This window comes from Ralstonia pickettii, assembly GCF_030582395.1.
Taxonomy (GTDB): Bacteria; Pseudomonadota; Gammaproteobacteria; order Burkholderiales; family Burkholderiaceae; genus Ralstonia; species Ralstonia pickettii_D.
The window spans coordinates 657,073-677,307 of record NZ_CP104381.1 but is presented as its reverse complement, the minus strand read 5'-3'; the positions used below and the strand labels follow the sequence as shown (position 1 = coordinate 677,307).

The window sequence follows — 20,235 nt, the reverse complement described above, 5'->3', positions numbered from 1 at the left end:
CAGCAAAAGAAATCTTGACCGAGGTCTGTACATTCCTGCGCTTAGCCGCTAGCTAAGCTGACCCTAGGGTCCAGACAACGCGCGGTAACCTCGTTGCCTGCTAAGAACAAATATTCCCCATGACTGTCTACACGGGGCGTCGCCGCATGCTCTCCTCGAACAATGAAAAAATCATAACCCCCAGCCCGAGAAAATGTCAAGCCCCCATCACATTGGGCATGGCTGCTGGGGCGAGGGAAGCTGTTGATCTACTCCCGCGACTGACCGGAAGGTGTGCATTCGTCAGCAGGCAATGCCTTTCATCGACCACGGGTTCGAAGTAGGAAGCTGACCACACTTCCCCATTGCAGTCGTCCAGGCATTGCAGCATGTGAATCGACCCGTGGCACTCGTGCACGCTTGCCGGATCAAACTCCGCTTGCTGGAACTGACCATCGACGTTGCTGGTGAAGACGCGATAGCCTTCCGGCATCGCCTCTGCAATCTCCCGCAGGAGGTGAAATCCAGCATGGGGAACGGTCTTCCGGTACAGGGCCAGTCTGTGACCGTAGAACCCCCAAGCCTGCTGAGGCCGTGTGCAAAAGGCTTCAGGTGTGGCGATGTCATGGAAACCGATGCCATCGTGCCTCAGTGCGGGATAGGCCCGCCAAAACCCTTCTGGCCCACGGAAATCGGGCAAGCCTGAATCCACGCCCATACCTGCACCCGCCGTGACAATCAGTGACCGGGCTTCCCGTATCCAGCGGGCAGCGGTGCGCAGGTTAGATTCGATCATGAGGAAGGTCTGTCCCTTTCCGTACTCAGAGGAAATGCGAAGCACGCGGCATGGCGGAACGTTCTGCCTTGATGGCATCAAGCTCGGCTTGCCAAACGTCCATCCGGCGGGCCTGCTCTGCTGGCGGCAGGTTCTTGAATTCCGGTTCGGAAGATGGGTTGGCGTACATGCAGTCGAACATCTTGCGCGTCATGGCCTCAAAAGGCACTTCGTATTGCTGGTGCAAACGCTCCCTACGATCCAACTCCCGTTGCGACGGTCGCCATGCGAACTGATATCCGCAACCGCCGTACATGCGATAGCGACAGTACCCGATGGTTGCGATTCCCAGCACATACATCCAGTTGATTTGCACCAGGCGCAGGTAGTCGTACTGCTTCCAGATCGCGTGATCCATGAACATCGCATGCAGCGTCCCGAACACGTTGATGGCAGCGGCGATGTAGAAGGTCTGCTTGCGGTCCGAGAGGTCGAAAACAAAGACCTGCACGAACCACAGGATCAGGGTGAGCGACCCGTACATCAGGACCGCGTGGGTGCTGCGGTACATCGTCCAGAACTTGCGTTCGTCATCACAGCATGCGGACGGGAGCCTCTCGGTCGCGCCCTTGACCTTGAGGAAGAAGTAATAGGGCAGCGCCAGAATGCCGACCACGATCCAGATCAGCAGGAGCGAACGCAATAGCCTGAGGATCGGATTGTTGTCCCAAGAGCGGTTATCGGTCATTGGATTGAAGGGCGGTTTCCCGCCCTTTCGTTGCACAACTTACTGAGACACCGATACGCCGTCGGACGAGTCGAGGCTCATGATCTTGCCTTGGTACGGAATGATCCAGTTCAGCCAGGACGAACCGTTCGGGAAGTTCGGGGTGTTCGTGTAGATCCGGCTCGCAGCGTTGGTGCTGAAATCGACCTTCTGAATCTCGCTGAAGCCATACGATCCCGTAGCGGTCTCATGGACGCGGTTCAGGTACACCTGACCGTTCGTGAACAGAATATCCAGCGTGTTCGTGAAATTCGCGTCGCCCGCCAACGTCTTGGTGGTAGAGAAGTGTTCTGTGCCGTCGTTCTGCACTACAGTCGGATACCAGCTTGCGCCCGAAGGGTTCTGTTCATCCCCGCCCAGGAACAGGTCGAGTTGGTTACGGCCGAAATCGATTAGCTCTGCCGTGAAGATCGGCGCACCAGTCGGAATCGTGTTCTGCAAGCGCGTCAGGTCTTCGGTGAAGTTGCCGCTCTTGTCGTTGATGAGGAAGTACGGCTTGCCGTGTTTGATGTTGTCTACCACGACCACATCTGCATACCCATTGCCGTTGAAATCGGCAGCGGACGCGCTATGGCAGAAACACTTCGTCGTTGCCGTCACATTCTGATATGTCCCATCAGCCTGGCTCAGCAGGTAATGCGGCTGCTCCCCAGGGAACGGAGCACTGTCATACCCATGGCAGGCGAAGAACACATCGGGCTTGCCATCGCCGTTGAAGTCGGCGACGACTGCCTTACGTGGATGCAGGCAACCAGTGTTGTTGGTCAGAATGTCAGCGGTGTGGTCGATCCACTGGCCGTTCATGCTTTTCCAGAAGTGGATATGGCCGAACTTGTTCTGGGTACTCGGGTCGCCCGGGTTGTATTCGAGGGTGTGCGTGACCATCGAATACGCCCCCTCTTGGAAGAAGTCAGCGAACGCAACGGCATTGCCCTGTGCGACTTCGGCGGGAAGCGGTTGCGATCCGAGTGCGTTGGCAGCCGCCACCTTGTTCAAGTACGAAGTCTTCTGAACCGGCAGCGGCACCATCATCGTTGCCGACTGCGTTGCCGTGCCACCGGGACCCGTACATGCCAACGTGAATGCGGCTTGGCCGGGTGTCGTTGCGGCTTGTGTCGATGTGCCCGAGGTGGCTTGCGTTCCGGACCATGCGCCGGACGCTACGCACGATGTTGCATTGGTCGCCGACCACGTTAGCTTTGCGCTCTGACCGAGCGCCACCTTCGGTTGATCGAATGTGAGGGAGACGGTCGGTGCGGGCGTTCCGTCACCCCCACCACCACAGGCCGAGAGGGCAAGCGCGGCCATGACTGCGCCAGCGCGCAGTACAAGAAACTTGTTCATATCTTGAAATCGAGTTGGAGGATGACGCGCCGCTCAACCGGCGCATCACCCACTAGATCAATGGAGCGATGCGCTTTGTGTCAGGCGTCGCCTTGGGCGTTCGGATCGGTGTCGTCGTACCGGCAGATGTAGGCCGATTTCTTGGCACCGCGACTCTGGACGTAGATGTTGCGCTCGAAGGGGTACTTCTTGCCCGCGAAGGCAAGCTTCTGCTTGGTTGCCAGTTCATAGGAGCCCTGCCCCGCACGGCTCAGCGTCTGCCCGGTGGAACGGGTGATCGCAGCGGCAAGCGCATCCGCCGTCATGTTGAACTCAATGACCACGAAGGGCGGCGCGAAGTTGTCGAGCTTGCTGACCGGCTGGCCGAACACGGTGATCGGCCTCGGCAGCATGAAGATCGTCTGATCTTCGGGCGGTTCCCCAATGTGGCGGGACCGGACGCCGGCAGCCTTCAGGTCCTTCACGAACTTCGCTGCTGCCGCTTCGTCCTTCTTGCTGCCCGGAAACGCGCTCGCATCGCACGAAGCCATCCGTTCGAGCTGCGGCGCCATGCCTTCGAGCGGCGTTGCGGCGACTGCCGCAGTGCATGCCGAGGCCGCGATGACCGCTGTTGCCGCCTGACCAGCGAGCACTTGAAGTGCCTTGAACATTGATACCCCCTGTCTTCTTGGTTTGAGTTTGGGATGGGCCGCGTAGTCCACCCCGTCGACGCGCGGATATCTTACTCGAACCTCACGCTAGAATCAACCTATATGGAATTTAACATTCCATATTGGATGTTCATCCTAACGGGAATAGGAACCACCATCGTGTCCTATGCCTATCCGCACACCCCCCTCAATCGAAGACACCCAGGACGCAGCCCTTGCGGCCCGCGTGGGAGCAGCCATTTCTGAACGGAGGCGCGCACTCGGTCTTACGCAGGCTAGGCTGGCGGAACTGATTGATCTTGAACAGGAAGCGGTCTCCCGGTGGGAACGTGGCACCCGCGTACCAACGCTGTATCGCCTTCAGCAGTTGAGCGATGCGCTGGACTGCACAGTGGATGCGCTATTGCGGCGCGGTTCGCGACACATTGATGATCAAAGCGCGGCGGTGTCTGATGCGCTCAAGGGCTTGGACGATGACGAGCGAGCACTCGTGGTTAACTTTGTGCAGCAGTTCACTGAGCTTCTTCGATCCAAACACACTCAACGTCGGCGGGTAAAGTAGAGGCGAGGACGTCTCTGCCACGGGTTTCGCCATGATCCCGCCCCACCCGTCGAACTCAGTTGCCAAATGCGCCTGTTAGCCAGCCTCACCCTTACCCTCGGCTGTTTGGCGTCTGCCTCTCAGGCTGCTACGGAGAAGCTGCCGTTGCAACGCACGAGTGGTGCGGCGATATCCACCCCCGCCGCTCGGGACACCGACGCCTGGGAGGTGTTTCCTTCCCAAAGGGGGGAGCATCCTGCACTCATCAGCTACAACAAGAGCTATTCGCAGATAGCAGCAAAGGATGCTCGGTCGTCCTTGTTCCGAGTTCGCCTGGAGTTCAAGCACCCAACCCCGAAAGGCTGGCCACCCGCAGAAGAATCCCCAGAACTCAACAGAGTCGAGGACTTGTTGGAGGCTGCTGTCGCTGCAAATGGCGGCATCCAGGTTGGCCGTATCACGGTGGACGGCCATCGGGAGTTCTACTTCTACGTCGCATTCCCGGAGAAGAGGGCTCAGGACATCGTGACATCAGTGGCCGCTCAGGCGTCATACAAGCTTCAGAATGTCTACCGGCGCGATCCTGCCAAGGAAGGATATTGGAAGTACCTTTATCCCACCGCAGACGACCAACAGGTCATCGGTGACATGCGCGTTCTGGACTCCCTCAGGCAACAAGGAGACATCGGTACAGTGAGCCGACACGTAACGCACTGGGCCTACTTCCCAAAGCAAAGAGAGGCTCAGCAGTTCGCGAACTGGGCCAACGCAAACGCCTACAAGGTCAGCTCTGTCGCGCCGACTGCCGACAAGAGCAAGGTCGGAGTGCGCTTCACCCATGATGGAACTATGGAGCTTGAGGACATCACGCACCACACCATCAGCATCAATCGTAAGGCTCGGGCGCTCGGGGGTGACTACGATGGCTGGGAAACGAGCGTCGAGCGTAAGCGCTAAGTCCCTACCGCCGCAACCGCTGGTACACACCCCAAATCCGCTGCACTATGCCAGCGTTAGGCCCGCCCTCAAATCCCGCAATGTCCTCGCAGATCATCGCCAAGGCATCCGCGAATCGTACGAAGTCCAAGGTCTTGCCGAACTGCTCGGCGACAACATCAGCGAGAAAATTTTCCTGCTCTTGGGTGAGGGTCTGCGACATGTCGTTGGCTGGGGTTATGCGCCAACCATCAACAATCCACTCACGTCAGACAACGACTAAAAGCAAGCACAAGCCAGTCTCGCAAAGAAACCCACGAGCCCATGAATGGCCAAGGTCGTCCACCATCACGGGCTCACTGATTCAGCCGATCTAATTGAGATCGCCCCAGCATGCCGGCGGTTGCCAGCAGGCGCACGCGTGCCGAACGCCATTCCGAGATACACCTGACGCGCTCCTGCAAGGCGTCTGACAGCGCAGATTGTGTCGAAAGCAACTCTAGGATGTCCGCCGCGCCCCTCGCGTAACGCCTTTCCGATGACACCAGTGCCGCCCGAGCGGAGTTCAGCAGCGTGTCCGAAGCCTCCAAGTTACCGAGCGCGGAGACCGCATCTGCGTGCGTCTTGATCACATCGGAAAGCGTCTGGTGTTCGATATCCTCGTACTGAGCAGCACTTTGCTCAACCTGTGCCGCAGCACCTTGGACCTTGTATGTCCGCGCAAAGCCCTCGAACAGCGGGATCGTCAGGGTGACGCCGACTGTCGTAACCGTCGTGCGCGCGCCTTGCAACCCCTGATTCGGATAGCCGTTCTGGTAGACGTTGCCGGTCAGGTCAATGCTCGGTAGGCCTTCGTCCCGGACTTGGCGCACCTTGGCACGTGCCGCGTCCCATTGCGCCCTTGCTGCGGCGATTGCGGGATGCTTGGCCACTGCCTCATCCAGCCAACCTTGAAGATTGCCAATCCCCTCAGTGGACGTTCCTTCTCGCATCTCCACCAGTTCAATGGGTACACCCGGTTTCAGGCCAATGGCGTAGACCAGTGCTGCGACGGCTTTGTTGTCGTCAGCACACGCCCGTTGTTCGGCAAGCTGAGCCTTGGCCAGCGCAGTACGGGCCTGCAGCGTGTCGCTTTGACCGGCAGCCCCTTTTCTCTCTCGCCGCTCGGTTGCATCCAACGTGTCCTGTGCCAGCTTGGTCGCTTCTGCTCTGGCAGCAACGGCCGCGTGCGCTGTCAACACGTCGAAGTAGGCGCCAACCACGCTAGCGAGCGTCTTCTGCAGGGCAGCATCGTGTGCGGTCATGGCGGCAACCAGCAACGCATTGGCTGCCTCTCGATTTGCCGCCCGGGTACCGAAATCGAAGATGCGCCAGTTCAACCCGGCATACAGGGTGTGTCCATCAGTCGAGTTGTTGGCATCCGGATGACCCGGAAACTCATTGCGCGTGTGCAATTGCGACAAGGTGGACGTGACCGTCGGCAAGTAGGCAGCTCGGGCCTCACCCACGGCTCCGGATTGAGTCTTGATGGCAGCCCACGCCGCTTTGATCTGCGGGTTGTTGCACAGCGCCAAGTCCACCGTCTCGCTCAGTGTGAGTGGATGGTTCGCCACCGCCCCTGAAGTGCACACGATGGGCTGCCCATCGCCAGGAAGAACAGCCCCACGATCCAGTACCGGGGGGCGTGCATAGAGCGGATCATCAAGACGAGCCGGCCAACTCCAAGCTGATGCCGCACTTCCACACAGCAATGCGAGCCCACAGACGCCCCCGTACAACAACGCCTTGGCGGCGCTCCCTCCCACCTTACCGCTCATGCAAGCTTTCCTGTCCATGCTGGATCAACGGCGAGAGCACATACTCGATCACTCGTCGCGTTCCAGTCTTGATATCCACCGTCGCACTCATGCCGGGGGCCAGCGCGACTTGCTTGCCATCGACATCCAGCGTGCTCCTGTCGAGCGCGACCTTGACCGAGTAAATCAGGCCCTTCTTTTCGTCCTCAATGGCGTCACGCGACACGTGGGTGACGTGTGCCGGCACCGTGCCGTACTTGGTGTACTCAAAGGTATCGATCTTGACCTGGGCTTCCTGCCCTTCCTGGACGAAACCGACGTCCTTGTTCTCCATAAAGGCTTCGACCTCAACCACACTCTGTTGCGGCACGATCTGCATCAGCGGCTGCGCGGCCGGAACGACGCCACCCACCGTGTGAACGGTCAGTTGCTGGACCGTGCCGTCCACAGGCGCCACCAGCTTCAACAGCTCACTATGCACGCCTGCACGCCTCGCATCTTCGGACGATTCGCCGAGGGTCTTCTTGGCTTCGTTCAGGCTGTCTTGGGCAACGCGGCGCGTCTCTGCCGTTAGCGCGGCTTTCTGGTTGCGCGCGTCGACGAGCTGGCCTTCAAGATCGACACGCGCCTGTTCTTTCTCCAGATAGGCGTGGCGGGAGACGTCGTGACTGTTTGCCAAGTCGGCATAGTCGTGCGCACGCTGAGCCGCCAGCGGGAGTGCTTCTGCATATCGCCGGATTTCGCCATCTAACCGCGTGAGCTTGGCGGTGTAATCGCGCCATTGGTCTTGCAGATATTGCTGCGCCTCGCGCCAGCGCTCGATTGGTACCTCGTCTACCGGGGGTAAGATCGGCGCCTTTCCGCGGTCAATGCCGTCCAGCAGTGCGCGGGAGCGTGCAGCCTGCAGGCGCGCCAGTTGTGCATCGCCGACGGCCTTGTCGCGTTCGCTGTCGCTCGCCCGGGCATCGAGTTCGACGAGCAGGTCGCCCGCATTTACCGCCTGCCCCTCTTGGACGTGGAGGGCATGTACGCTGGCGATTTCCACCGAGGCGATCGTCTTGGTCCGTCCCGACGGCACGATCTTGCCCTGTGCGTTCACGATGATGTCGATCTTGCCCACGATGGACCATACGAGCAGCACAAGGATCAGCAGCATCAGAATCCTCGCAACCCAGCGCCCAACCGGAGAGACGGGTTGCGCTTGCAGCGATAGCGCCGAGGGCAGGAATTCCGCTTCATGCGGCATGAACTTCGGCATCGTGATGGCATGACGATGCTGCCAGGCGTGGCGGAATGCCGCGCCATAGCGACGCCACAAGTCTCCCCACGCTTGCATGCGATGGCGCAGACTCATACCGCGCCTCCTTGCTGGAGGTTATAGAGGTGGGTATAGATGCCCTGCGGATTCTTCAGCAATTCAGCGTGGCTACCCATCTCGGCGATCTGCCCGCGCTCCATGACGATGATGCGATTGGTTTCACGAACGGCCGACAGCCGGTGCGCGATGATCAGTACCGTGCGCCCCTGGCAGATGCGCCGCATGTTGTCCTGAATGATTTTCTCGGATTCGTAGTCCAGTGCACTGGTCGCCTCGTCGAAGATCAGGATTCGCGGGTTGGTGATCAGCGCACGAGCAATCGCAATGCGTTGACGTTGGCCGCCAGACAACCCCGTACCGTGCTCACCGACGACGGTGTCATAGCCCTCCGGCAGTTCGCAGATGAAGTCATGCGCGCCAGCCAACTTCGCCGCTTCCATGATCACTTCCAGCGGCGCTGCAGCATTGGACAACGCAATGTTGTCGCGAATTGAGCGGCTGAAGAGCGTGTTCTCCTGCAACACCACGCCGATCTGCTGGCGTAGCGACGCTGTATCGATGATGGCGATGTCCTGGCCGTCGATGAGAACGCGGCCGCGCTCCGGCACATACAGGCGCTGTACGAGCTTGGTCAGCGTACTCTTACCCGAGCCGGATCGACCGACGATACCGATCACTTCGCCTGGGGCGATCGCCAGAGATATCCCCCGGATGACGTCCGGGGCGTCGGGCCGATAGCGGAAGGCGACTTGATCGAACCCAATGGCACCTGCGAGCTTGGGCAAACGCGACTTCTGGCCGACGACCTCAGTGCGAGCATTCAGAATGTCTCCCAGCCGGCTCATCGAGATACCGACTTGCTGGAAGTCGTTCCAGAGTTGCGCGAGGCGCAAGATCGGAGATGAGACCTGGCCGGCGAGCATATTGAAGGCAACCAGTTCGCCCACCGTCATCTTGTGGTTGATCACCAGGCTAGCGCCCAACCACATGATGCCGGCGGTCACGAGCTTGCTAATCAGCGTGACGCCACCGCTGGCGATGGTGGCGACGTTGGTCACGGCCAGGCCTGCCGTCACATAGGCGGCAAGCTGTTGATCCCACTTCTGGGTCCACCGGGGCTCGACTGCCATGGCCTTGACCGTATCAATGCCGCTGATGGTCTCGACCAGGAAGGACTGGTTCTCCGAGTTGCGGTTGAACTTGACGTTCAGGCGAGCGCGGATGATGGGCGTGAAGATCGCCGACAGCGCGATGTACAGCGGAATGGAGACCAGTACGATCAACGTCAGCCACGCGCTGTACCACAGCATCACCGCCAGGAAGACGCCCGAGAACAGCAGGTCCAGCACGACCGTCATAGCGTTGCCGGTCAGGAAGCTGCGTATGTTCTCCAGCTCCCGCACTCGAGCGACCGAATCGCCCACGCGCCGTGCCTGGAAGTAGGCCAGCGGCAGGCTGAGCAGATGGCGGAATAGGCGTGCACCCAGCTCGACGTCGATCTTGCTGCTGGTGTGCGAGAAGACCCAGCTGCGGATGCTGGTGAGCGCAACCTCGAACAGGTTTGCACAGATCAGGCCGATGGCAATCACGTTCAGCGTCTTCATGGCGTGATTGACCAGCACCTTGTCCATCACCACCTGGAAGAACATAGGCGTGACCAGACCGATGATCTGCAGCGTCAGGGAAACCAGAAGAACTTCGGCCAGCAGCTTGCGATACTTGACGACTGCGGGCACGAACCACGTGAAGTCGAACTTGGCCATGTCGCCGGCAAAGCTGGCTTTGCTGGTGCACAGGATCAATTCGCCAGACCAGAGGGCGAGGAAGTCTTGCAGGGACAGGACGCTGGGGGCGCTGCCGGGATGTTGGATCAGAACACGCGGCGAGCCGTTGCCTGCATCGATCTTGCCGACGATGAAGAAGCGGCCGGACTGGTCGATGCCGATGGCGGGCAGCGGCGTCCGGTCCAGACGCTCGGCGGGCTGCCGAACCAACTTGGCGGATAGGCCGAGTTGCTTGGACGCCAGCAAGACCGTCTGCGAGTCGAACTTGCGGTGGCCGAATTCGTGGCGTAGCTGGGCCTCTTCTGTGGCGATGCCGTGGAAGTTCGCCATGATGAGGACACAGCCCAATGCGGTATCGATGTCTTTGGAAACGCCCTCTTCGATCTGAGAGGGGGCCGGATCGATACTGATTTGAGTCATGAAGCGCTTGGGGAGAATGCAGGGAAGACGTCCGCGTTGATATCCTGCACACGAACGTAAGCACGGTGCTCCACGGAATAACATCCCGTGGAGCACCACATGAGCCTCACAGTGGGCGACGCGTAGTTAGTGTGCAGCTGCCAAGAGTGGCCCCATGATTGCCGTCTGGTCAGAAAACAGAGGCGAATAGGTTTGGCCTGCGAAGGCCGGTGCGAAGCCTGCCATCGATTGGACCAGCTGATCAGCTGCGACGCTTGCTGGCGCGGCGGTTTGGGCACCGGCCCGCGCATACTGCAGACTGACCCCCGCGATATCACCTGTTGTTCCATTTGCTAGCGCGAAGGTGCTGTCGTCCAGAATCGTATTGCCGCTGCTGTTCTGGTTGACATGCACTGCGTTCAGGTTGATTCCCGTGATCCCCAACTGATCGAGGCTGTACAGTTGCCCGCTCTGGAATTGGCCCGTACCTGCAGAATCGACCCATACCTTCAAGTCACGCCACAACCCGTTGGAAGCGTCCAGCACTCCGGTGCCAGTGCCGCCGGCCTGTTGCGCAAGCGACTCCAGTGCTCCGAAGCCACCGATCAGTTGGCTATCCTGTGTAATTGCCATGGAGTTGCTCGGATCATTAGGGTCATACACGAGGTAGCCCTCCCCGGCGGTGCCCCATGCTGTCTGGACCGTTTGGCCGCTATTCTGCATATCAAAGCGTGCTGGGGAATCCGCCAAGGCAGTCGTTTGTACCGAGCTGCCTGCCAAATTCAGAATGATCGGATCAGTACCATCGGGACATGAGCTCAAATCGGGCAAATCAGGCGGCGTATCGGGGCTGGTGCTGACAGAGGGATCTGTAGCCACCGGGTCGCCTGGAGAATACGATTGCCATGCCCCATTGCTGTAGTACGCCGTCTCAGCACCCGTTTGGCCGTTGAATTGCTCGCCAGAAGTCTCCGCTCCGGTGGAAGAATTGAAGTAATCCACTTCACTGAAGTACTGTCCACCGTTCGAAAACTCCTCTTCATAGGCATAGTTGTTGGTCCCGTCCCAAAAATAGACCGCAGTTGCCTGACCAGTCGAGGCATTGAACTGTTCATCTTCAACTTCCTTGCCATTCGAGTTGTATTGCAGGATCTCGTCCGCATACTGGCCGGCAGCAGGGTTAAATCTCTCCTCCTCCGTTTCAAGACCTGTTGAAGGATTGAAGAACATTGCGTCAGTCTGCTGACCAGTTGTTTGGTTATACTGGTCCACCTCGGTCGCCCCACTTGAGTTGAATCTGTCTATTTCATACGAATAGGCGGCACCGGAATTAAACTTAACATTCTCCGTCTCGTAGTTAGTTGGTCCAGATCCAATGAAATACTGTGCATCAAGCTCGTGACCAGTAGAGTCGAATTGAATGTTCGATGTCGCGTACCCATTTGATGGGTTGTAGCTAATCTGGCTGGTTTCGTAGTTGTTAGTCGTCGTTCCTGCGAAATACTGGATCTCTGTCTCCTGCCCCGAGGAGTTGTACAGAACGTTTGTTGTCTCGGCTCCGTTGGCCGTGCTGTAGTTGACTTGATTGGTTTCGTAGTCGTTGGTCGTCGTTCCGGCAAAAAACTGCTCATCCGTTTCTTGTCCCGACGCGTTGTACTGCATGTTGGAAACTTCAGCTCCGTTGGCTGGGTTGAAGTTTTCCTGATTGATTTCGTAGTTGTTGCTAGTGGTACCCGCGAAATTCTGTACGGCTGTTTCTTGACCCGCCGAGTTATAAAGCACGTTCGACGTCGCAGCACCTGTGGAGGGGTTGTAGTTTATCTGGTTGGTTTCATAGTTTCCGGTTGCGGTGCCGGCATAAACTTGAACATCAGTCTCTTGTCCCGACGAGTTGTATTGAACATTGGACGTTTCCGCGCCGGTGGTCGGATTGAGGTTGACCTGGTTGGTTTCGTAATCGTTGCTGGTGGTTCCCACGAAGTACTGCACATCTGTTTCTTTTCCCGATGTGTTGTACTGCATGTTTGAGATCTCCGCGCCAGTGGACGGATTAAAATTCTCTTGATTGATCTCATAGTCGTTCGTTGTGGTACCGGCATAATTTTGAATACCGGTCTCCTGACCCGCTGAGTTATACAGTACGTTCGTTGTCTCAGCACCAGTAGACGGATTGAAATTTACCTGATTGGTTTCATAGTCGTTGGTCGTTGTCCCAACGAAGTACTGTATATCCGTCTCCTGCCCTGACGAGTTGTACTGAACATTCGAGATCTCGGCACCCGTCGCCGGATTGAAGTTCTCTTGGTTGGTTTCGTAAGTGGACAGCAATCCACTGGTGAAGTACTGCACTCCGGTTTCCTGGCCCGCCGAGTTATACAAAATGTTGGATGTTTCGGCGCCAGAGGCTGGGTTGAAATTTTCCTGATTTGTTTCGTAATTTCCAGTGGCGGTGCCGGCATAAACCTGGACGTCGGTTTCTTGCCCAGATGAGTTGTACTGGACGTTTGACGTCTCCGCACCAGTGACAGGGTTGAAATTAACTTGATTGGTCTCGTAGTCGTTGGACGTGGTTCCAACAAAATACTGCACATCGGTCTTTTGGCTCGATGTGTTGTACTGGATGTTCGAGATCTCAGCGCCGGTAGACGGGTTGAAGTTCTCTTGATTAATTTCGTAGTCGTTCGTGGCAGTGCCGGCGTAGTTTTGCACCCCGGTTTCTTGGCCTGCCGAGTTATACAATACGTTTGTTACCTCACCGCCGGTGGACGTATTAAAATTTACCTGATTTGTCTCGTAGTTATTGGTTGTTGTGCCAGCGAAATACTGTACATCTGTTTCCTGTCCTGACGAGTTGTACTGAACGTTCGAGATTTCGGCGCCCGTCGCTGGGTTGAAATTTTCCTGATTGGTCTCGTAAGGAAAGAGGCCCAGAAAGCCAGTGGTGTAGTTGACGGCATCTACCTCCTGCCCTTGGGAGTTCAACTGCTGATCCTGAGCGGTCGTACCATCCGAGCTGGTTACAACCGTGTTCTCGCCAGAAGTGGTGAATGTATGAGCTGGCGTGGTAACGGTGTCACTACCAATTACTGTGACAGCATCCCCATTCCCTTCTTTTACCGTGTTGCCAGACCCCGTAATGGTAGCGGTCGCCCCATTTGCCACCGAAACGGCGGCATTATTCGCGTTGATTGAACCACCGTTACCGGTAAAATTCGCCGTCAGCACTGAGCCTTGAGGCGTTTCCGTTCCATTAACGTCGCTTATCGTTGTTCCGCCGTTTATCGGCGTTGTGCTCTTATCAAATGTGCACTGCGTGCCGCCTGGATTATAGTTGACGAAATCAACCTCCATGGTCCCTGCGGAATAATTGTAACTCGTCGTCGTATCTGTGCTCAATTTGGAGCGACTGCTGTCTGTATAGACAACCGTTTCAACCGTGTCGACCTTGCCATCACCGTTGCTGTCTGTAGATGTGGTAATGGTTGTTCCGTCAGAGCTATATGTTGTTTTCGTTTCGCTCGCCAAAGATCCGTTGAATATAGTTTTTATGTCATCGGAGGCAAGAGTTGCTTGCTTCGTATTATTTGAAGATGTTGAGATGTTGTATGTTCTCGTTTCGTCGCTCGTAAACGAGCTTGGCACTGACTTAAACTCAACTGTGGTCTGATTGGCGTTGAAGCTGAAAATACTTGTACTGCCATCCGCTGCATTAATTATCGTACATTGTTGTCCGGCGCTGCTGTTTATTAGATTAGATCTAATCATTAAATCGTCAGCTTCCAACGTTGAGAGCACGCCCCCATTGTTCGGCGCATTCGTCAGCCCGAGTGCGGATTAATCGATTTGAAATGCCCTACCATTCTCTGCGATGGCGATCGCATCGATTTTCGGGCCATCGTAGAATTGACGATAGGTGTCCGCGACGCCATTGCCGGTGGACGGCGTATAGTTACCATACTGATTTGCCGCATTCGCGACGGTCTGAGGGTCAGTGATGAGAATTTGTCCCGGATTATTCGGGTCGGGAGCGAAGCCTGGCTTTAGATTGCCGTTTCCGTCGTAAAAGGAATGACCTAAGAGACTGGTTAGAGTGCTAATGTCAGTTGCAGTTGGTGGATGACCAAGTGCCGACACTGCGGCGTTCCAGCCGGCAATGTCGGCTTTCCCCTCATCATTTAGATGTGCCTGTTGGTCTGCTGCAAGGATGGCCGTATAGTCATGCGGCTGGGAGCCGCCAGAACTGGCCTTATTAGAAACTGCTTGATTAAATGTAGAGTCAGCGGCGGCCACATCAGCCGCATCTACATCATGCTGCCCCTCATGCCCCATTAAATAGCTTAGTTTTTCTTGATTTATGCTCCCACTTACACTGATCCAACCTAAGCCGATATGCATTGTTCCCGAGCTGTACCAACCGGTTTTGTCACCAATGTCGGGATTGTAATCAATCTTAGTGAGAACTTGATCCCCGTGATTTCCATTTGCCATGTCTGTGTACATAGCCAGTAGCGGAGGCGAAGCCAACAAGGCGTTGGTAATCGCCGTTTTTCCAGCAGGGTCGGAAATAGCATTCAGCAGTGCATTCAACTTTGGGTCGGTAATGGACGTCGGCATGATTGTCTCCTAAATCACGCGAGGCTATTTAGTTGGATCGTGATCTAATTGAAAGTGCGACCACGCAGGAACTAGACTCGCTTGGGGATGTGACTGAGATGTATGGTTTGGTTGTTCCAACAATTTCCGGCGGCGCGGGATCGCCGGACATGAACAAAACTCTGGAGTATTCGCCGACCGGAATGGAATTTCCTTTTGTCTCCCACCCCAATTTCCCCAGATCACGCAAGACACCATTCACCATCAAGCAGTTCGGCTCCACTCCATAGTCCAGGTGAGGATGACGATTTTCCAGGGCCACCGCCGGGTCGTTCTCCTGACCCATGGCGTATTGTTGGCGCTGAAACCAATCGACGTTTAGCAATGAGAAGGTCTTGTCCTCATAAAGTCCTATCTTTACTTGTCCAATACCGTAAATTTCATTATTAAATTCGTAGAAGTATTCGGACCCAAGATTTCTCCGATCACCATCCTTTTCAATATGCGAAAAGTGAATAGATAACTTCTCCTCGACCTCACTCTTCCTGACGTAGCCTTTATGGTTGTTGCCTATCAATGCTAATATTCGTTGCCAAAATTCTTGGATACCGACCGGTGATCCAGATGGATTCTGGGTTTCCATTTTCCTCAAATCCTTCTGAGTGAGAGCGGCATCCCGGGGAGGACTAGAGGATGCACAAGGTGACGCGCAGATCAATGCCATCAAGAGAACGATGGTTGAGTTTTTTCTTCTGTTAGCGCATCTCTCCATTGCGAAGAATCCGGGGCTAGATCGCGAATTAATCATTAATAGGTCTCCACATCGATCCAACTCATCCGGGCTACTACTGATGGCAACATTTAATCGCCGTTGGTCGTGACGTGTACGCTTTCAACAAGTGCCGCACGATTATTGGGCGCAGAATTTCACTCCGTGGAGCCGTGAGTTATAAAAATGACCACCAAAAGTACGAATTTGCGGAACCGGCAGACATAATATTTCCATAGGGTGCACACTGCCAAGCCATTCGTCGTAATATCAAGTGCTCAAACGTGATTTGCGAAGGCGAAACGTCGCCTCCCTCACCATGCATGGCGAAATGCAATTGACGAATCAAATCTGTGATAACTTAGGAAATCGCTAAGTCGAAGGCAGGACTCGGCGCAGGCTGAGCGACTTGGTGCGCCGTGGGCTCTGAGGCGTGGAAATAACTCCAGCGTGGAATTCAAAGAACGCGGGAAGGACGGAAATCGAACGCGAGCGATCCATCATTGTTTTCACTTGTAACTCCGATGACATTGGCCACCGTACCGCCCGTGCGCTTTGTGTCGGACTCTGAGGTCGACTGCATAAAATCCTAGCAAAAATCTTGGCTGTGGAAATAACCCAAATTGACTAATTGATAAGAAATTCGATGTTGTTATTATTTTTTATATCTGCGTTGAAAAATTTAGAAATAGACGGCTGAGCTGGTTTGCGCGCGACTGCAGGCCGCTGGTAGGGCAGAATTTCATCTCTGGTGATGGTGGCTTGCCCGGAGGCATAATTCCAGCGCCCCGCGACCAACATAGTCGAACTGGGTGCTTAGGTGCGGTCATCTATCACGCGCAACCGAGGGCACCACTACAATAAAGCGCGTGACTCTATTGCCCAGCCTGCTTTTGAGCTTGACATGCTAGGCCGAGACGGCCAATCTGCTCATGGGCGCGATTCATAAGGAATACGGCCTCACGTTTGACAAGACTGGCGCAGCCGAGGCGGAGCAGAAAGCCTTGTCAAACCCCGCACACGCATGCCGCCTCTCCAAGGCTGACGCTGGCCAACATTCCCTTCCCATTCTCCGAAGCCGAACTGTCCCAGATTCGAGAGCAACTGGACGGACTTGCCGTATCTGAACTTCGAGACGGCTTCGCCCCGTCTGGGAAGCTGCACGCGATCTTTGAGCGGGAGCCATGGGAGAAGCACGTAGCGTATCGCGACGCTGTGGCGTGCGTTCTGATTGAACGCGGATCCTTTCCCAGCATGGGCGACATCAGCGACCAGATACAGGTCGCGCCATGACTACAGAACATGCGCTTCGCGACTCTGCGGAGCCCATGCGTCAAAGATGACTTGTCACTCTCAATGCCAGCGAATGCAGCGAGCGGAGTGCCGGTGGTGACACTTTTCACGTCACCGTCCATCCTCCCCGCTTGCCCAACCCTTGCAACCCCGCATAGAATGTGGGGCTACGCGGGCGTCGTATAATGGTAATACCCTAGCTTCCCAAGCTAGAGCCGTGGGTTCGATTCCCATCGCCCGCTCCACCGAACAGTCTGAAGCCGCCCTCGGCGGCTTTTTTGTTGCCTGCGCGCCCCTCGTCCATTGACGGGCAACCGGCACGGGATCTCCATGCAGCCCATCGAACAGCCGGGCACCGGCCCCGACGACATCACGCCGGAATCGCAAGACACCAATACCGCAGAAAGCGCCGAAAGCGGTGCGGAAACCGGCCACCCGCGTCGCATCCGCTCGTTCGTGCGCCGCGCCGGCCGTACCTCGACCGGCCAGCAGCGTGCCATCGATGAACTCGGCCCGCGCTTCCTGCTGCCTTACGCTGCCGAGCCCTTGGATTGGGACGCCGCCTTCGGCCGCGCCGGCGCCAAGCGCATCTTCGAGATCGGCTTTGGCATGGGCGAGACCACCGCGCACATCGCGCAATTGCGCCCGGACGATGATTTTCTCGGTGTGGAAGTGCATGAGCCTGGCGTTGGTGCGTTGCTCAAGCTGATCGGCGAACGCGAGATCGGCAACATCCGCATCGTTTCGCACGATGCCGTGGAAGTGCTGGCCCACATGATTCCGGAAGGCACGCTCGATGGCATTCACGTGTTCTTCCCCGACCCGTGGCACAAGAAGCGCCACAACAAGCGGCGCCTGATCCAGAGCCCGTTCGTCGCACGTCTTGCCGCGCACCTCAAGCCGGGCGGCTATCTGCATTGCGCGACGGACTGGGAGGAATACGCCGACCAGATGCTCGAAGTGTTGTCCGCCGAACCGACGCTGGAAAACACCGCCGACGGCTTCGCGCCGCGCCCCGACTATCGGCCCGTCACGAAGTTCGAGAAGCGCGGCCTGCGCCTCGGGCACGGCGTGTGGGACGTGGTCTTCCGCAAGCGGGCCTGACCACGTCCGCGCATGCTGGCGCGCGTCAGCGTGCGCCGAAATGCGTATCGCCGAAGAGGTTCTTGGCGTGGCGCGGGAAGGCGCGCCAGTATTGCGGAGGTGCCTTGACCGTCGCGCCCAGCTCAGCGGCGGCCGCCCAGGCCCAATGCGGGTTGTAGAGGAACGCCCGGCCGACAGCGACCAAATCCGCACGCCCTTGCGCAACGATGGCCTCAGCCTCATGCGCTTCGTTGATGAGGCCGACGGCGATGGTCGGGATGTCGGCTCCGTTGCGGATCTTCTCGGCAAACGGCACCTGGTAGCCGGTCGATAACGGAATCTGCTGCAGCGGCGACACACCGCCCGACGAAGCATCGATCCAATCGCAGCCGCGGGCACGCAGCGCCTGTGCAAACGCCACCGAATCTTCCGGCGTCCAGCCGCCCTCCACCCAATCGGTGGCCGACACGCGCACCCCCACGGGGATGTTGTCCGGCACCACTGCGCGCACCGCATCGAAAATCTCCAGCGGATAACGCATGCGGTTCTCACGCGAACCGCCATAGGCATCGGTGCGCTGATTGGCAATCGGCGACAGAAATTCGTGCAGGAGATAGCCATGTGCGGCGTGCAGCTCGATGGCCGCTAGCCCCAGCCGCACAGCGCGGCGAGCGGTACCGACGAACTGATCGCGTACGCGGGCGAGGTCTGCATCGGTCATTTCGCGCGGGGCGCGCTCCTCGGGGCGCTGCGGCAACGCGGACGGCCCCATCGTTTCCCAACCGCCTGCGTCGAGCGCCAGCAACGCTCCGCCTTCCCAAGGCCGAGCGCTCGAAGCCTTGCGGCCCGCGTGCGCGATCTGCATGCCGATCGGCACCAACGCATTCTGGCGAATGGCAGCCAGCGTGCGCTCAAGCGCGGCTTCGGTCGCGTCGTCCCACAAACCAAGGCAGCCGTTCGTGATGCGGCCTTCTGGCGACACCGCGGTCGCCTCAATCATCAGCAATCCGGCGCCCGAAAGCGACAGGCTGCCCAGATGCGTGTGATGCCACGCCGTGGCTTGGCCGTTGTCGGCCGAGTACTGGCACATCGGCGAAATGACGACGCGGTTCTCAAGCGTGAGACCGCGCAGGGAAAAAGGCTGGAAGAGAGCACTCATGATCGGGAGATTCGGCAGTCAGCGGCTGGCTAAATAAACCGCCAGTGTGTCCGAATCTGCCCGATCGTGCAGACGGTGCGAAAGCCTCGCACCGAAGAAGGGAAATGCTTGCGTGTGGCTCAGGCTTGCCAGGCGATGAGGTGCGTATAAGCCGTTACCAGCACGATGATGCCGAAGATGATCCGGTACCAAGCAAAACCGCGGAAATCATGCGTGGCAATGAACTTCAGCAACCAGCGCACGCAGAAGAACGCGGAGATGAATGCGGCCACAAACCCCACGGCGAAGATCGACAGATCATCGGCCGACAGCAGCGCCCGCGACTTGTACAGCTCGTACACCGTCGCACCGAAAATCACGGGAATCGCCAGGAAAAACGAGAACTCCGTCGCCACCTTGCGCGACAGCCCAAACAGCAGGCCGCCGATGATGGTCGAGCCGGAGCGCGACGTGCCCGGAATCAGCGCGAAGCACTGCGCGAAACCCACCTTGATGGCATCGGAGATGCGCAGGTCATCCAGCGTTTCAATGCGCGGCGCGCCAGCCTTGGCGGCTTCGAGCAGCGCATTGGCGCGTGGGTCGTGCGTTTCGCCGCGATGACGTTCGCGCCATTCGGCCCACAGGATCACAAAGCCGCCAATGATGAACGCCGACGCCACCACGATCGGGTTGAACAGATGCGCCTTGATCGCTTTGCCGAAGATCAGCGCAAGCGTGATTGCAGGGATCGTCGCCACGATCACGTTGATCGCAAAACGCTGCTGACGCGGGTCATTCGGCAATCCCTTGATCACGTCGATGATCTTGTGACGGAACTCCCAGCACACCGCCAGGATGGCGCCGAACTGGATCACGATCTCGAAGATCTTGCCTTTTTCGTCATTGAAGTCGAGCAGTTGGCCAGCGAGGATCAAGTGGCCGGTGCTGGAAATGGGAAGGAACTCGGTCAGGCCTTCGACGATGCCGAGAATCAGCGCTTTGATGGCGAGTGCGATGTCCATGCAGTAGGCAAAGAAGGAAGAAGAAAAC

General features: G+C 57.4%; 15 protein-coding genes, 1 tRNA gene and 1 pseudogene. 4 read left to right on the top strand and 13 right to left on the bottom strand.

Annotation, left to right across the window (positions count from 1 at the left end):
- Positions 1-283: 283 nt before the first annotated feature.
- The 4 genes and pseudogenes from N5B55_RS03150 to N5B55_RS03135 form a co-directional block, all read right to left on the bottom strand.
- Positions 284-775: pseudogene (locus N5B55_RS03150) on the bottom strand (SIR2 family NAD-dependent protein deacylase); the annotation flags it as partial.
- A gap of 25 nt (positions 776-800) precedes the next feature.
- Positions 801-1,502 (bottom strand): hypothetical protein, encoded by a 702-nt coding sequence (locus N5B55_RS03145; RefSeq protein WP_304539120.1) that lies wholly within the window; start codon positions 1,500-1,502, stop codon positions 801-803.
- A 39-nt stretch (positions 1,503-1,541) separates the two neighbouring features.
- Positions 1,542-2,885, bottom strand: a complete 1,344-nt coding sequence (locus N5B55_RS03140) for an FG-GAP repeat domain-containing protein (RefSeq protein WP_304539119.1) — start codon at positions 2,883-2,885, stop codon at positions 1,542-1,544.
- A gap of 80 nt (positions 2,886-2,965) precedes the next feature.
- On the bottom strand, positions 2,966-3,535 hold the full coding sequence (locus N5B55_RS03135; RefSeq protein ID WP_304539118.1) for a hypothetical protein: 570 nt from the start codon (positions 3,533-3,535) through the stop codon (positions 2,966-2,968).
- A gap of 166 nt (positions 3,536-3,701) precedes the next feature.
- Between N5B55_RS03135 and N5B55_RS03130 the strand changes: the two genes are divergently transcribed.
- Complete coding sequence (locus N5B55_RS03130; RefSeq protein WP_304539117.1) at positions 3,702-4,097, top strand: helix-turn-helix domain-containing protein; 396 nt, start codon at positions 3,702-3,704, stop codon at positions 4,095-4,097.
- A 66-nt stretch (positions 4,098-4,163) separates the two neighbouring features.
- Positions 4,164-5,033 carry a DUF695 domain-containing protein gene (locus N5B55_RS03125; RefSeq protein WP_304539116.1) on the top strand — a complete coding sequence of 290 codons (870 nt, stop codon included), beginning with the start codon at positions 4,164-4,166 and terminating at the stop codon, positions 5,031-5,033.
- Positions 5,034-5,037: 4 nt separating this feature from the next.
- Here N5B55_RS03125 and N5B55_RS03120 read toward each other — a convergent pair whose 3' ends face one another.
- The 7 genes from N5B55_RS03120 to N5B55_RS03090 form a co-directional block, all read right to left on the bottom strand.
- Positions 5,038-5,235, bottom strand: coding sequence for a hypothetical protein (locus tag N5B55_RS03120; protein ID WP_304539115.1), 198 nt, complete (start codon positions 5,233-5,235; stop codon positions 5,038-5,040).
- A 133-nt stretch (positions 5,236-5,368) separates the two neighbouring features.
- Positions 5,369-6,847, bottom strand: coding sequence for a TolC family protein (locus N5B55_RS03115; RefSeq protein WP_441295868.1), 1,479 nt, complete (start codon positions 6,845-6,847; stop codon positions 5,369-5,371).
- A complete protein-coding gene (locus tag N5B55_RS03110) occupies positions 6,819-8,162 on the bottom strand; it encodes an HlyD family type I secretion periplasmic adaptor subunit (RefSeq protein WP_304539114.1) in 1,344 nt (447 codons plus the stop codon). Before N5B55_RS03110 ends, N5B55_RS03115 begins: the two co-directional genes overlap by 29 nt.
- The gene (locus N5B55_RS03105) at positions 8,159-10,330 is read right to left on the bottom strand and encodes a type I secretion system permease/ATPase (protein ID WP_304539113.1); all 2,172 of its coding nucleotides are present in this window, start codon (positions 10,328-10,330) and stop codon (positions 8,159-8,161) included. The genes N5B55_RS03110 and N5B55_RS03105 overlap by 4 nt, the downstream gene beginning before the upstream one ends.
- 126 nt (positions 10,331-10,456) lie before the next feature.
- Complete coding sequence (locus tag N5B55_RS03100; RefSeq protein ID WP_304539112.1) at positions 10,457-14,092, bottom strand: beta strand repeat-containing protein; 3,636 nt, start codon at positions 14,090-14,092, stop codon at positions 10,457-10,459.
- A gap of 51 nt (positions 14,093-14,143) precedes the next feature.
- Complete coding sequence (locus N5B55_RS03095; RefSeq protein ID WP_304539111.1) at positions 14,144-14,923, bottom strand: hypothetical protein; 780 nt, start codon at positions 14,921-14,923, stop codon at positions 14,144-14,146.
- Positions 14,924-14,951: 28 nt separating this feature from the next.
- The gene (locus N5B55_RS03090) at positions 14,952-15,545 is read right to left on the bottom strand and encodes a hypothetical protein (protein ID WP_304539110.1); all 594 of its coding nucleotides are present in this window, start codon (positions 15,543-15,545) and stop codon (positions 14,952-14,954) included.
- Positions 15,546-17,135: 1,590 nt separating this feature from the next.
- On the opposite strand from N5B55_RS03090, the gene N5B55_RS03085 reads away from it, so the two are divergent.
- Both N5B55_RS03085 and trmB read left to right on the top strand, forming a co-directional pair.
- A tRNA-Gly gene (locus N5B55_RS03085) sits at positions 17,136-17,209 on the top strand.
- 85 nt (positions 17,210-17,294) lie between these two features.
- Positions 17,295-18,068, top strand: coding sequence for a tRNA (guanosine(46)-N7)-methyltransferase TrmB (trmB, locus tag N5B55_RS03080; RefSeq protein ID WP_304539109.1), 774 nt, complete (start codon positions 17,295-17,297; stop codon positions 18,066-18,068).
- Positions 18,069-18,093: 25 nt separating this feature from the next.
- Here the strand turns inward: trmB and N5B55_RS03075 are convergent, their stop codons facing one another.
- Together N5B55_RS03075 and N5B55_RS03070 are read right to left on the bottom strand one after the other, a co-directional pair.
- Positions 18,094-19,206, bottom strand: a complete 1,113-nt coding sequence (locus N5B55_RS03075) for an NADH:flavin oxidoreductase/NADH oxidase (RefSeq protein ID WP_304539108.1) — start codon at positions 19,204-19,206, stop codon at positions 18,094-18,096.
- 119 nt (positions 19,207-19,325) lie between these two features.
- A complete protein-coding gene (locus N5B55_RS03070) occupies positions 19,326-20,207 on the bottom strand; it encodes an undecaprenyl-diphosphate phosphatase (RefSeq protein ID WP_009238869.1) in 882 nt (293 codons plus the stop codon).
- Positions 20,208-20,235: the final 28 nt, after the last annotated feature.